Source organism: Nocardia sp. NPDC004604, assembly GCF_040609795.1.
Lineage (GTDB): Bacteria > Actinomycetota > Actinomycetes > Mycobacteriales > Mycobacteriaceae > Nocardia.
The window spans coordinates 20,424-34,626 of the sequence record NZ_JBEXLC010000008.1 but is presented as its reverse complement, the minus strand read 5'-3'; the positions used below and the strand labels follow the sequence as shown (position 1 = coordinate 34,626).

The following is a 14,203-nucleotide window of genomic DNA, read 5'->3' as shown; positions in this document are numbered from 1 at the left end:
ATCGCGGCCGATGACATTCGGCACCTCACAGCCGAGTGGGTCGGGCGAGATGCTTTGTTCGACACTCCGATACACGCCGACTCGAACGTCGCGACCTGAAGGGCAGCGGAATGAGCACCCGACATGATGCGGATCGACACCAGTTGACATCGGCTGCGGTGGTAGTGGGGACCGATGGGTCCGCGTCCGCCGATGCCGCCGTCCGATGGGCGGCCGAAACGGCGGCTCGGAAGGGACGGCAGTTGCTGATCGTGCACGGCCTCGACCTCGCGGTCTCGCGCGCGGTCCTCGGGACCCACCTCATCACGGTGTCATCGGTCATCGAGGCGATGCACGGTCATGGCGATCGCATCCTGGCCGAGGCTCGCGCCCTTGCGCGCGACATCGCTCCGGATCGCACCGTGGCCACCGAACTCTCCGAAGCGAACCCGGCGAAGTTGCTGATCACGCTCTCGGAAGGCGCGCACCTCGTTGTCATGGGTGCCACCAGGGGCGTCGGCACGCTCGCGCACGTCGGATCGACATTGCTCGCGGTGGCCGGGCACGGCCACGGCGCGACCGTGGTCGTGCCCGGCACCGGAGAACCGACGCATCGCGGCGGGCCCGTTGTGGTGGGCGCGGACGGCAGCCCGGTCGGTGAGGCCGCCCTCGGCGCGGCATTCGCCGAGGCGTCCGAGCGCAATGCCGAACTCGTCACCGTGCACGCCTGGAGCGATCTGACCATGGGCGAGTACGCCGGAAGTTCATATCTCGAAATCCCCATCGTCGACCTCGAGATCGCCGAACACGCACTGCTGGCCGAGCGTCTCGCGGGTTGGCAGGAGAAATACCCTGACGTCGCCGTGACCCGCAAGGTCTCCGTTGCCGGGCCGCGCGAGCAGTTGGCGGACTGGTCGAAGTCCGCACAGCTGCTCGTGGTCGGCAGCCGCGGCCGCGGCGGATTCCGCGGTCTACTCCTCGGCTCGACCAGCAGTTGGCTCGTGCAGCATGCGGACTGTCCGGTGATGGTCGTGCACCCGAACTAGTTTCGCGTGCGCCGCTTCGTCTGAGCGCAGACCGGGTGATCATGTATCGGATCGAGTGGTGGTCCCCTGGACGATCCGGCCCAACCGACCAACGGCAATCGTTCGGGGTCCTTCGGCACTGTGCGACCGGGTCCGCCGCGGCCGAAGCTGAGTCGTACACCCCGGGTAGAGGAGTCATTCCGTGTCGACGATTCTGACGGTCACTCTGAATCCGACCGTGGACGCCGCCTTCGAGGTGGATCGGCTGATCAGCGAGGGCAAGAACCGCGCGCGGCGGTGCTCGGTGCGCGGTGGCGGCGGTGGGATCAATGTCGCCCGATGTGTGGGCAGGCTGGGCGGTTCGGCGGTCGCATTGCACACCTCCGGACGCGAGGTCGGCAGGCGGCTCGATCGACTGCTCGACGAAGAAGGGCTCGACCACCGGCGGATCGAGATCGGTTCCGACACCCGGGACGCCTTTGTGGTGGCCGAAACGTTTTCCGGCCACAGCTATCACATCGTGCCCGCGGGCCCTGAGCTCACCGAGGCGGAGACACAGCGGTGTCTCGACGCGATACTGACCGCGGCCCAGCATTGTTCCTATCTCGTCATCTCCGGCAGCGTCCCGCCCGGATTACGCGACGACTTCTGTGCCGAGGTGGCCCGGCGCATACAGTCCCGCCGGACCCGGATAGTGCTCGACATCGCGGGCATGCAGCTGCGAAATATACTGCGCGAGAACGTCTTCCTGATCCGATTCGACCGCAGGGAAGCGGCCGAACTGATCGGCAGGCCGATCGATGGTTTCGCCGCCGCCCGCGCCGCCAACGACCACCTGCTCGATCTCGGCGCCGCGGATCACGCCATCACCACGGTCGGTGCGCTCGGCGCGGTGTACTCGAATCGCGAAGCCCACCACCAGATTTCCGCGCCACCCCCGCCCCTGCCGCCGCGTAGCGACGCATGCGCGGGCGACAGTCTGATCGGCGCGCTAACCTACCGGCTCGCCATCGGCGATCCGTGCTTGCGTGCCTGCGAGTACGGCGTGGCCGCCGCGGCCGCCACGGTACTGCTGCCCGGCACCGAGATATTTACCCGCGCCGCCGTCGACACCCTCGTCACCGAGGTACACACGCGGACGATCGAGCGCAGCCAGGCAGCGCGGGCGCAGTCCTGACCTTCGCCCCGATTCGCCGCGCCGAACGACCCCGCTCGGTGGCCCGGCCCGCGGGCGCGAACGAGGGCGGTATCGCTGCCACCTACGACAAGGGGATGCGGTTCCGGTCGCCGCGGCCACACCACCGCAGGAAACCATGCAGCCATCGAATCGGCCGAGTGACAACACAATCCGGGCGGTTCCGGTACCGACCGCCCGGATGTCCGATGGCACGCCGTGATCTGGCGACCATGCGCCGTGGCCCGATAGGTCAGACGGCCAGCGTATCGGGAGTGAGGTCGGTGGACCGGCTGCTCGTCCCCGGGCGAGAGGCGAACCGTCCGGTCGGTGACCATGTGCCCTCGAGAACGGGCGCAAGTCCCTTATCGACCGATATAGCGGCGGTCGACACTCGAAGCTATGACCGACAGCACTCCCTCTCCCACCTCCAACGTGCCCGACCGTCCGACGGTGCTGGCGGCCATGCGGCTGGCCAGTCGGGCGCCGTCGGTGCACAACACCCAGCCGTGGCGCTGCGAGTTCGACGGCACTCGGCTGCACCTGCGCCGCGATAACGACCGGCTGCTGAGCGCGACGGACCCGCTGGGCAGGCAATTGGTGATCAGCTGCGGCGCGATGCTGCACCACGTGCGCACCGCGTTCGCGGCGCAGGGTTGGCACACCGATGTCACACGGCTGCCCGATCCGGAGCAACCCGACTACCTGGCGGTCATCGACTTCCGACGGTGGCCCGACCCACCCGACAGCGTGCGTGCCCGCGCCCGCGCTATCGATCAGCGGCGCACCGACCGGCTGCCGATGCTGGCGCCGACCGACTGGCCGCAAGTCGTGCACACCGTTCAGATGCTGGTGATACCTCACGACCTGGAGCTGACTGCCCTCGACGACAGCGTCCGCCCCCGGCTCGCGGCCGCCTCTGAACACGCCACCGCGACGCGCCGCTACGATATGGAGTACCAGTCCGAATTGCGTTGGTGGTCCGGACATTCCAGCGGACCGGAGGGGGTTCCGCGCAATGCACTGGTCTCCGATGCCGAATTCGCCCGCGTGGGTGTGGGACGCACCTTCCCGTCCGCGCCGCATTCGGCCCGCCGCGGCACGCTGGAGGACCGGTCGCGACTGCTGGTGCTCAGCTCGAGCAGCGATTCCCAACCCAACTGGCTGCACACTGGCGAGGTGCTGTCCGCGGTGCTACTCGAGTGCACAGTTGCCGGATTGGCGACCTGCGCACTGACCCATATCACCGAATTGCCCACGGGCCGAAGGGTCCTCGCGAGCCTGCTTGCCCAACCCGGCGTGCCGCAGGTCGTGGTCCGCATCGGCACAGCGCCCGACAATGAACCCGATATCCCACCATCACCCCGCCGCCCCCTCGTCGACATCCTCAGCATCCGCAGGTGATGCCGCGCCGTCTTCACGATGCGAGCCGACGATCGGGTCAGCTCACGTGGCCGCGAAATGGATCACACTCCCGCGATGTCGCGGCGGTCGAAGACCGGCAGGGCGGCCACCAGTGCCACCGCACCGGCCAGAGCCAGCCAGCCGTATTCCGCGGGCAGCCCGGCGCCGAGTGGGCCGCCCTCGATCGCCTGATGGAACGGCGACGCCGGTCCCCACGGCCGCACGGCCTCGACCAGTTTGCTCGCGACGTAGAGCACATATGCGCCGACCGCGAACACCGACGTGATGGCAAGTGCCACAGTGCGTTTACCAGTGGCTGCACCGACAGCCAGTGCGAGCCAGCCGAATTCGATGCCGAGCAGCGCCATCGACAATGCTCCGGTCAGCGCGGCGCCGATTGCGATGTCCAGACCGAAGATCGCCGAACACACCACGATCGCACCGAACAGCACCGCGCCCAGCGTGAGCACGGCGGTCGCGAGCACGGCCGCCTGTTCGAGCGCCAAGCGCACCGGCGAGACCCTGGTCACCAAGAGCACCTCGAGTGTGCCGAGTTCCTCTTCACCCGCGATCGCCCGCGCGCCGCGGCTGATCGCAAAGACCAGGAACAGGATCGGCAGCAACATGCTGAACAGTTCTGCGTTCAGGAAGCCGGTGCCAGTGCCGAAGGCGTCCAGATTGAACAGCTTGCGCAGCGGCTCGGGATAGTTCGCCAGAAACTCACGCAAACCAGCCATATCCGAGATCGACGGCCACAACGCGCTTTCCATCAGCACCAACGCGACGATTCCGATGCTCCAGCCGATCAGCCCGCGCCGCTGATCGCGCAGACTCTTCAGATAGACGTTGCGCAGCATGGTCTTTCACTCCTGTCCGTAGTAGGTGAGGAAGACCTCTTCGAGATCCGGTTCATGGCTGGCAATGTCGACCACGTCGTAGGGCGCGACGGCTTTGAGAAGTTCCGCGGTCGAACCGTCCACGTCGATGTGCACGGCGACGGTGTTCTGTTCGACCCGCCGCACGCCCTCGATTCGGCGCAGCGCGCTCAGGTCCGGTGGCTCGCCAGCGAAGGTGAGGTCGATTCGGTGGCGCGCCCGGCTGGTCAGCTCGGCCACCGAATGCTCGGCGATCACTCGTCCTTCCCGCAGCATGGCGACGGTATCGGCGACGGCCTGCACCTCCGAGAGCACATGGGAGGACAGGAAGACCGTGCGTCCGGCGTCGCGCGCTTCGCGTACCATCGCGAGGAATTCGCGCTGTACCAAGGGATCCAACCCCTGTGTGGGCTCATCGAGCACCAGCAGATCCGGCTCGGACATGAACGCCTGCACGATGCCGACCTTTTGCCGGTTGCCGTGCGACATCGCGCCGATGCGGACTGTCGGATCCAGGTCCAGCCGTTTGACCAGCGCGTCACGTACCGCAGGATCGACGTCGCCGCGCAGGTTCGCCAGATACTCGAGATACTGCTGCGCGGTCAGATCCTGATAGGCGACGAATTGTCCGGGCAGATAGCCGATGCAGCGCTGGGCCGCCTCGCGTTCACGGACCGTATCCGCACCCTGTACCCACGCCGAACCGCGCGTGGGGCGCATGAGTCCGACCAGGATTCGGATCGTGGTCGTCTTGCCCGCGCCGTTGGGCCCCAGGTAGCCGAAAACGACCCCGGGCGGGATCCGCAGAGTGACATCGATCAGCGCAGGTTTGCGACCGTAGTATTTCGTCAGCCCATCCATCCGAATCATCGGGGGCACCCTTCCTTCTCACAGGCGGCGAGGCGCCTGCTATCTCGACTATCGGCCGACGTACGTCCTTGTCCCAGAGCCCGATGACCCGCTCACCGAGGACGTTCGTCCCCGCTCCCCCGGCGCACCGCCACCGCCGTCACCTTGTACTCCGGCAACTTCCGCCGCGGTGCGACGCCGCGGCGAAGGCCGTATGGGCGACGCAGGCGGGCGCGCTCACTTTCGCGGGACCGCGCCGCCGTGCGTGCGCAGGGTGTCGAGCCGACTCGCGTACTCCTCCGCATCGATCTCTCCGCGTGCGAAACGCTCCGCCAGCAGATCTTCCGCGCTGCGCAACCGGTCATCGGTCGAGGGCGCGCCGTCGGACCGGGTGACCATTCGGATCACGAGCACGAAGGCCGCTATCAACAACCCCCAGAACGCCACCATCCCGATGCTCATCCAGGCATATCCCCAGCCGCTGAGATCATGGTCGTACCAATACATCATGTCGGACATCTCCTTCACCCACGGACCGGCCCACCACGGGCCCCGGTTCGTTCGGGTCACCCCACCGTGCGCTCCGCTGGACCGCCGGGAGCAGGGCCGATCGCCCCATCTTTCGGGTACCAACGACCCGGAAACGGGGCCGACAGGGGGAACAGACCATCGGGGCGCCCGCGATACCGATGAACGATCTTGTGCCGGACTGGATTACCGAGATGCGCCAGCCGTGATCGGTGTGCGCGGACACCGGCGCGGGCCCAGCCCAGCCGACCCGGATTACGAACTCGAGTACCGAAAGCCGTTGTGGGACAATACGAATGAGGACCTTGGTCCCACAGCCATGGGGGACGACGCCTCTCTCTCGGTGGGGACGTGCTGACAACGGTAGCTCTTTCAGCCGACCGACTCATCGACATCGCCGTCCCGAGTCGGTCCGGCGGCGGGTGCCGAATGTGCCCGCAACTGCTCGGCGAACCACATGGCCGCCACGTAGGCAGCCCGCTGCGATATCCGCAGATCGGCCGATCCGGGACCGTGCCCGGCCAGCACAGCGACCCGGTGCTCGCACCGCATCGTCCCGGCCGCACGATGATTGACGGTACGCACGCGGATATCGAGGCCACCGACAAGGAACAGCGTCGGTGCCATGACACCGCCCAGCCGTGCACCAGCCAGGTCTGGCCGGGCGCCGCGCACAACCACGGCGCGGATCTTGTCGCGCGGTTCCGCCGCCGCCCAGAGCGCGGCGGGTGCCTCGGAACCGGCACCGAAGTATCCGACCGGGAGCTCCCGGCAGATCGATGAACTCCGCAGGCATCGGCGAGCTATGGCGAGGCGAGTGCCCAGCAGTTCGACGTCGAAAACCTTGGCGCCAACGATCGCCTCGGCCGATGTCAGCAGATCGATCGACAACGTCGCCAGGCGATGTCCGGCGAATACCTCGACCACGGAGGTATTACGTGGGGTGTGCCGGTTGCTCCCACTGCCGTGTGCGAAGACGACAATGCCGACGGGGCGATCCGGTATCCGCAAATGTGCGGCGAGTTCGACCGCGCCGATGGGGATCGCCACCTCTTGGTCGCATACTGCGGCGGTATCGACTGTTGTCATGACGGACCAACCTCTCTGTGCCGCTGCTCATTCGGCGCTGGATCGCAATCGCAGGCCAGCGCGAACAGGCGGGTACGGTATTCGAACCGACCGATCCGGCTCGTCCGGAGTTCGGCGAGTAACGCGTTCTCCATATCCAGCGCTCGCCAAACCTGTCCCGGATCGGCCCACTCGACGGTCAGCCGCGCGGGGAGCCGCGGCGGCGAATCATCGACCTCGGCCGATGTGCCCGGATCGGTGCTGCGAGTAACCGACCAGGCGCCAGGACCACGCTGCTCACCGCTGCCGGAGCTGACAAACCACCACAGCGCCAGCAACACCGTCGGGAACCCGATCACGGCCACGACACCTGCGATCATCATGAACCTCCCGGTCCTGCCCACCGTTTCTACGCCCAGAGCGGGCGCCATGCGGCGGACATCACCTGAGTGTCGATTCCACCTGCTGGCCGAGCACCCGAGTAGGGCATCCCGTAGTCCTGTGTATCGACTGTCGGCCGGTCCTGAGTGACCAAAGTCCACACCGCCCGCGTGGAGTTCCAGCGAGGTGACCAAGGACTGCGTCCGATCGGGGTGCATGCGGTCGCACCGCCCTCGCCGATGCGACCGCGCACAGTCGTCACCATCATCCGCGGCACGAATTGCTTCCCCAGGTATCACGCCATTCGGACAGCGGCCCAGGCTGACCGCGTGGGCGGCGGTTCCACCTTGTCGACCGGTCCTCGTCGTTTTGCTGGTGAAATGTCCGGCGAGTTCGCCCGGGCTTCGAAGTTCTTCGCGCTCAGGGTCTTCCACGGCCGACATTGCCGCAGGCGTGACCCGAGTGGTCGGCCGGCATCGCATCGGTCGACCGTCACCCTCGCGGCCGGTACTCGGGTCATCCGTCGCCTCGCTGAGCCGCGCGGGCGGATGACATTGGTCAACGCCGCCGCTACCTGGTGGCCCTACCCGGTGCACACGGCTCGGCGGACAGTGAAGGTATGGCAACCGGCAACCGCGGAACGCGCGGTGCTCGTTGTGCACGCCATGGCACAGAGAGCCACCTTCAGCGCGCCACGGATGCGTTCGTCGCGCCTACGCAAACGCACCTCTGACGAATACGGAGTGGGCTGTCGAGGAGTGAGTACCGATGGTCACCAGGGCCGACCACAACACCATCGTCGTCGGTGTGGACGATTCCGCGACGGCGTTGAATACGGCACGCTGGGCGGCCTACCTCGCCGGCGCGCTGCACGCGCCGCTGCTGATCGCCCACGCGCTGCCGCACCAGCACACCGTCGCGCAGCAGCTGGCCGACCGCGTCCGTGCGCCGCACGCATACGACGCCGCCACCCAAATCCTGGATCGAACCTGCCGACTCGTGCGCACCTGTGACCCGGAACTGACGGTCGAGGCCACACTGCCCGACGGCCCGCCCACCAAGGCGCTCGTGGAGCTGAGTGCGCATGCCCGCATTGTCGTGGTGGGTGCGCAGAGCGCCTACGAGGGCAGGCTGATCGGATCGACCACCGTGCATGTCGCCGAGCATGCGCACTGCCCGGTCGGGGTGTGGCGCGGCGCGAACGGCAGGCCCATTCCCCGCGGTAAGCCGGTGGCGGTCGGCGTGGACGGGACCGAGCTCAGCATCCCGGCCATCGCCCACGGCTTCGAGATCGCCGCGGCATTGAGTGTGCCGCTGGCCGCGGTGCACTGCTGGCCCTCGCGCATCGAACCGGTGGGCCACCATCTCGACCGTGGCGAGCAGGAACGTACCCTGCTGGCCGAGTCCTTGGCCGGATGGTGCACGGAATACCCGGATGTCGAGGTCATCGAAATGCCCGTCCCCGGCCTGGCTCGCGCAGTGCTGAACGAGATGGCGCAGGATGCGCAACTGCTCGTCGTCGGCAGCCATGGCTACTCGACCGCGACGGCTTTGCTGTTCGGGTCGACCAGCCGGGACCTGCTCCACCACACGAGCTGCCCGGTACTCGTATGCCGGTCGTAACGATGCGGTCGCGCACCATGTCCATTTCCGGCGCGCCCGCGCAAGCGGAGAGTGAGCGTGAACCCAGCGAGGGGAAATGCCTTGAACGGCCGCCGTTCTCCCGTTGTCGACCGGCGCACAGCTACCGCAGCCGAAACCGGGACCATCGGCTCACACCGGGGCAACCTTCGGCCCTTGGATGGTGGCCGAATGGGACACAGGCTGAGCGATAAGAATCCATCATCGCACCGGGGCAGCACCCAGGAGGCCAACCATGTCGCATCACGACGATCCCCTCGCGCCCGCTGTACAGACTGCCCGCGACTGGCTGCGCGCTGTCGCCGACAGCCTCGACACCGATGACCGGGCCTTCGCCTACCGGGCGCTGCGCGCGTGGCTGCACACCGTGCGCGACCGCATCAGTGTCAGCAGCTCGGCGCATCTGGCGGCGCAACTGCCCGAGGTCCTGCGTGGGGCCTATTACGAGGGCTGGGTGCCGAGCCACGTGCCGGTCCGGCATGGCATCACCGAATTTCTCCGGCAGTTCGCCAGGGAGTCGGGCATCGACGAGGACGAGGTCGGCCCGGTCGCGGGCGCGGTCACGGCGGCATTGTCCGAGCTGTTCTCCCCCGGACAGTTGGCCCGGGTCTTCGCGGTCCTGCCGATGCGGCTCTACGGCGTGCTGTGCGGTGCGCGAACTGCTGTCGACGAATCGCTGATCGAATGGCAATCAGTCGCCGAGGAGCCGGCGGTCGATCCGCTCGCCGGTCTCCAGGACCGCGTCCAGGCGATCGGCGACGCCGTTGCCGTGCTGGCGCGTGGCCTCGAACGACTGCCTGCCGAGGAACCCGACCGCGACCGGTCGACCCAGGCGGCCCAGCAGGCACACCGTATTCTGCTCGCCGAAGGTCTGGTCGGCACCGAGACGCGGGAGCGCTGAGGTGCTACGTCCGACGATCCCGCTGGGCCGGGTCGCGGGCATTCGAGTCGGCGTGCACTGGTCGGTGCTGGTCACCCTCGGACTGTTCACCTATCTGCTGGGCCGCTCGCTGGCCGATGCGCACGGGAACTCCGTGGTGGTCTGGCTGGTCGCCGCGACCGGCGCGGTAGGTCTGCTCGCCACACTGCTGGCGCATGAGCTGGCGCATTCGATCGTCGCGCGCCGCAGTGGCACCCGGGTCGAAGTGGTGGTGTTGTGGCTGCTCGGCGGGGTCTCCGAACTCGGCGACGAACCGAAGGACCCGCGCTCGGATCTGCGCATTGCAATGGCCGGACCGCTCACCAGCCTCGGGATCGGCGTCATCGTGCTCATCGTCGCGAACCTCATCGGCCCCCTGATGGGCGGACCGGTGCCGGATATGCTCGGCTGGCTCGGCGCGATGAATGTTGTACTGGCCGTGTTCAATCTGCTGCCGGGTGCGCCGCTGGACGGTGGTCGGGTACTGCGCGCGCTGATCTGGCGGCGCACCGGAGATCGGTTGCGCGCCACCACCATTGCCGCGCACAGCGGCCGGATCCTCGGGCTCGGTCTGCTCATCCTCGGCGGCGCGGAGCTGCTACTGGTCGGCAATGCCGGTGGACTGTGGCTGATGCTGCTCGGCTGGTTCCTGTACTCGGCCGCGAATGTCGAGCTCGCCGCCGCCGGACTGCGACATCGGCTGGGCGACACCCGGATTCGCGATATCATGACCGAACATCCGCTGTCGGTATCCGCCGACTGGTCCGTCGCCGATCTGCTGCGCTCCCAGATCGTGCATACCGATCACCGGGTATTCCCCGTCACAGACCCGGCGGGTCGGCCGATCGGAGTGCTGTCGTGGTCCGATCTGACGGCACTGCCGGCTGCCGCGCGCGCCACCACCGCGGTGGGCAAAGTCGCCCGCACACTGCCACCGACAGCCCGAGTGTCCGGCGACGAATTGCTCAGCGCCGTGGCGGCCAAGGTGGTGCTGCGACCCGACTTCGACATCATCACCGTGATCGACCCACACGAGCGACTCATCGGCGTGGTTACCGCGACGGATCTGACGCTGGCCGTCCAGCGCAGCGCCCTCGGTCTTTCCGCCCGCCGATCCGAACGGTTTCGACCACCGAATACCGGACTCTGACATAACAATTCGGCCCGCGCCGAGCGGGCCAGGTGCTGGGAGGCCAGCGATGAGTCGAACGCAGGCAGAGCACGAAAGGCCCCGGCCGATCTTCCGGGACCGGCACGAGGCGGGCCGGGTGCTTGCCGGACTGCTCGAACACTATCGCGGCGATCCGGATGTCCTTGTACTCGGACTGCCCCGCGGCGGTGTTCCGGTCGCCTGGGAGGTCGCCGCGGCGCTGAGCGCGCCGCTGGACGCCTTGGTGGTGCGCAAGCTCGGCGCACCGGGCCATCCCGAGTTCGCGATCGGCGCACTCGCCACCGGCGGCCGCATCGTTCTCAACGACGATATCGTGCGCGCCCTGCAACTGACCGCCGACCAGGTGCACAGCATCGCCCGCGATGAGGCCCAGGAGATGATTCGGCGGGAGGCGACCTACCGCGCCGACCGCGGCCCGATCGAGGTGACCGGACGGACAGTGATCCTGGTCGACGACGGATTGGCCACCGGCGCGAGCATGTTCGCCGCTATCGAGGCGATCCGTGCGGGCGAGCCGAAGCGGATCGTGGTCGCGGTCCCCGCCGCACCGGAGTCGACCTGCCGAGAACTCGGTGCCTCGGTCGACGAAATGGTCTGCGCGACAATGCCTTCGCCGTTCCGCGCGGTCGGCGAATGGTTCTGGGACTTCACCCAGGTCACCGACGAGCAGGTGCGCATTCTGCTGAGCATATCGACCACCGGCACCGCCGTCCCGCGCATCGACGCCGCGGCCACCATTCGGGCCGCGGCCATCGACGCGCCCGACGGTGTCCCGCCTATCCAGGTGCTCGAGGAACTCATCGGCGACGCTCGGTTCGTGCTGATCGGTGAGAGTTCGCACGGCACCCACGAGTTCTACCGAGCCCGGGCGGCGATCACGCGGTGGCTGATCAAGGACAAGGGCTTCACCGCCGTCGCCGCCGAGGCGGACTGGCCCGATGCCTATCGGGTGAACCAGTACGTGCACGGACGCGGCACCGACACCACCGCCGAACAGGCGCTACGCGGATTCGAGCGCTTCCCGGCCTGGATGTGGCGCAATACCGAGGTGCGCGAATTCGTCGCCTGGCTGCGCGCATACAACGCCGAACAACAACGCGACAACCGAATTCAGACCGGCTTCTACGGTCTGGACCTCTACAGCCTGGACCGCTCGATGCACGAGGTCGTCGATTATCTCGACCGCGTCGATCCGCAGGCCGCGCAGCGCGCCAAGAGTCGCTACGCCTGCTTCGATCACGTCGTGGGCGACGATGTCCAGACCTACGGTTTCGCCGCCGCCTTCGGCGCGGGCAAATCCTGTGAGGCCCAGGTGATCCGGCAGTTGCTGGAGTTGCAGCGCCTCGCGATCGCCCGCGGCGAGCTGGAACCCGTAACCGCCGATGAACAGTTCGACGCACTGCGCAACGCCTGGTCGGTGCGCGATGCCGAGGCCTACTACCGGGCCATGTTCGGCGACCGAGTGTCCTCATGGAATCTGCGCGACGAGCATATGGCCGACACCCTCGACGCACTCGCCACCCATCTGGACCGCTCCGGCGGCCCTGGAGCCCGAATCGTGGTGTGGGCGCACAACTCCCACATCGGCGATGCCCGCGCCACCGAACTGGGCAGCGAAGGCGAACTCAATCTCGGCCAGTTGACCCGCGAACGCCACGGCGATGCCTGCCGCGTCATCGGCTTCAGCACCTGCTCCGGCACGGTCACCGCCGCAGGAGACTGGGGTGGGCCCGCCATCCGCGAAACCGTCCGCCCCGCACTGCCATCCAGCACGGAAGAGTTGCTGCACGACACCGGCAGCCCGGAATTCCTACTCCGCATGGATATTCCGGGTGAGGCCACCGACCTGCTGCGTCAACCACGGCTGCAGCGCGCCATCGGCGTGATCTACCGACCTGGCACCGAACGCCAGAGCCACTATTTCCACACCAGACCCGCCGACCAATTCGACGCACTCATCCACATCGACCGCACCACCGCGCTGGAACCGCTGGAACCGACCGGCGAATGGGTCGCGGGCACGATCCCCGAGACGTACCCGTCCGGTCTGTAACGAACCGCGGCATGATCGGCTCGGGCCACCCAACACCACGGCCGACATACCGATGACGTTGGACCATCGCCTCGTCACTCGGGCTGCCGCACGCGAAGGCCACGCCTATCCACCCCTGAGCCAGCGCGCAGCGGCGCGGACCAAAGCCGGTACACCTTCCTCAAGGCCCCGACGACCCCGACATCTCTCGCTGCAGAGCACGGCGCAGCGGGCGCATGCACCCGAGGTTGGCTTTGGTCATGAGTTTCGACCTCGATCGGTCGTGAATTGCGGCAGCGATCGGCGGTCTGCGGCCGCATCCTGGTCGCGAAAATGAACATCGCTCGATCAGCGTGTCGGTCGGGTGGGGAGTCGCCGTATATCGGTGCGCAGCGATCGGCTCGCGATTGTTGCGACCCAGTAGCCTCGCTGGTCATGCGCGTACTAGTCCTCGAGGACGACCCAGAACTTGGCCCAGCAATCGTCAGAGGGCTGCGTGAGGCTGGCTGCGCGGTCGACTTCGCCAAGGATCTCGCCGAGGCCGATTTCAAACTCACCGTCAACGCTTACGACTGTTTGGTCGCTGATCGCATGCTGCCCGACGGTGATGCCCTCACCCTCCTCGCCGCTCAGCGTGCGGCGGGATCTACCCTCCCGGTCCTGCTGCTTACCGCGCTGGACGCGATCGCCGACCGGGTGGCCGGCTTCGAGCACGGTGCCGACGACTACCTCGTCAAGCCCTTCGCGTTCGCTGAGCTCAATGCCCGTGTGCGTACTCTGTGCCGCCGTGGTCAGCCCGCCCGGCTACCCGAGCTACGCGTCGGCGACCTGATTCTCGACCTTCCACGTCGTCAGGTGCGGCGAGACGGCGTGGAGCTCGCCCTGACCGCGAAGGAGTTCGCGGTGCTGGAGGTCCTGATGCTGCGTGCCGGGGAGGTGGTCACCCGGACCGACCTCATCGAACGCTGCTGGGACGAGCACGCCGAACCGTTCTCCAACGTCGTCGACGTTCTCATCGGCCAGCTGCGCCGCCGGCTGGGCCCACCCGAGCTCATCGTGACAGTGCGCGGCGCGGGCTACTGCATCGCCGACCCGGCTCCGGGTCTGTGAAGTCGTCGCGCCCTCCCGCCGCCGCGCGCCTGCATCGCGTCCGGTGG

General features: G+C 67.5%; 13 protein-coding genes. 8 read left to right on the top strand and 5 right to left on the bottom strand.

Annotated features, from left to right (window positions below; all coding sequences use genetic code 11):
* The first annotated feature begins 110 nt into the window (after positions 1-110).
* From ABZW16_RS05585 to ABZW16_RS05575, 3 genes are all read left to right on the top strand, one after another.
* Positions 111-1,025: a universal stress protein gene (locus ABZW16_RS05585; protein ID WP_354952533.1), complete on the top strand. Its 915-nt coding sequence runs from the start codon at positions 111-113 to the stop codon at positions 1,023-1,025.
* Between the two features lie 181 nt (positions 1,026-1,206).
* Positions 1,207-2,181: a hexose kinase gene (locus ABZW16_RS05580; RefSeq protein ID WP_354952531.1), complete on the top strand. Its 975-nt coding sequence runs from the start codon at positions 1,207-1,209 to the stop codon at positions 2,179-2,181.
* A 399-nt stretch (positions 2,182-2,580) separates the two neighbouring features.
* Positions 2,581-3,582 (top strand): hypothetical protein, encoded by a 1,002-nt coding sequence (locus tag ABZW16_RS05575; RefSeq protein WP_354952529.1) that lies wholly within the window; start codon positions 2,581-2,583, stop codon positions 3,580-3,582.
* A gap of 62 nt (positions 3,583-3,644) precedes the next feature.
* Here ABZW16_RS05575 and ABZW16_RS05570 read toward each other — a convergent pair whose 3' ends face one another.
* The 5 genes from ABZW16_RS05570 to ABZW16_RS05550 all read right to left on the bottom strand — a co-directional run bounded on the left by ABZW16_RS05570 (position 3,645) and on the right by ABZW16_RS05550 (position 7,282).
* Complete coding sequence (locus tag ABZW16_RS05570; protein ID WP_354952527.1) at positions 3,645-4,439, bottom strand: ABC transporter permease subunit; 795 nt, start codon at positions 4,437-4,439, stop codon at positions 3,645-3,647.
* A gap of 6 nt (positions 4,440-4,445) precedes the next feature.
* Entirely contained in the window at positions 4,446-5,327 is an 882-nt protein-coding gene (locus ABZW16_RS05565; protein WP_354952525.1) for an ABC transporter ATP-binding protein, read from the bottom strand.
* 216 nt (positions 5,328-5,543) lie between these two features.
* Positions 5,544-5,825: an SHOCT domain-containing protein gene (locus ABZW16_RS05560; protein WP_354952524.1), complete on the bottom strand. Its 282-nt coding sequence runs from the start codon at positions 5,823-5,825 to the stop codon at positions 5,544-5,546.
* Positions 5,826-6,206: 381 nt separating this feature from the next.
* Entirely contained in the window at positions 6,207-6,923 is a 717-nt protein-coding gene (locus ABZW16_RS05555) for a hypothetical protein (protein ID WP_354952522.1), read from the bottom strand.
* Positions 6,920-7,282, bottom strand: coding sequence for a hypothetical protein (locus tag ABZW16_RS05550; protein ID WP_354952520.1), 363 nt, complete (start codon positions 7,280-7,282; stop codon positions 6,920-6,922). The genes ABZW16_RS05555 and ABZW16_RS05550 overlap by 4 nt, the downstream gene beginning before the upstream one ends.
* Before the next feature lie 769 nt (positions 7,283-8,051).
* On the opposite strand from ABZW16_RS05550, the gene ABZW16_RS05545 reads away from it, so the two are divergent.
* From ABZW16_RS05545 to ABZW16_RS05525, 5 genes are all read left to right on the top strand, one after another.
* Positions 8,052-8,906, top strand: a complete 855-nt coding sequence (locus ABZW16_RS05545; RefSeq protein WP_354952518.1) for a universal stress protein — start codon at positions 8,052-8,054, stop codon at positions 8,904-8,906.
* A 253-nt stretch (positions 8,907-9,159) separates the two neighbouring features.
* Positions 9,160-9,825, top strand: a complete 666-nt coding sequence (locus tag ABZW16_RS05540) for a DUF2267 domain-containing protein (RefSeq protein ID WP_354952516.1) — start codon at positions 9,160-9,162, stop codon at positions 9,823-9,825.
* Between the two features lies 1 nt (position 9,826).
* Positions 9,827-10,993: a site-2 protease family protein gene (locus ABZW16_RS05535; protein ID WP_354952514.1), complete on the top strand. Its 1,167-nt coding sequence runs from the start codon at positions 9,827-9,829 to the stop codon at positions 10,991-10,993.
* 49 nt (positions 10,994-11,042) lie between these two features.
* Positions 11,043-13,067 carry an erythromycin esterase family protein gene (locus tag ABZW16_RS05530; protein ID WP_354952512.1) on the top strand — a complete coding sequence of 675 codons (2,025 nt, stop codon included), beginning with the start codon at positions 11,043-11,045 and terminating at the stop codon, positions 13,065-13,067.
* Positions 13,068-13,481: 414 nt separating this feature from the next.
* Positions 13,482-14,156, top strand: coding sequence for a response regulator transcription factor (locus ABZW16_RS05525; RefSeq protein ID WP_354952510.1), 675 nt, complete (start codon positions 13,482-13,484; stop codon positions 14,154-14,156).
* The last annotated feature ends 47 nt before the right edge of the window (positions 14,157-14,203 follow it).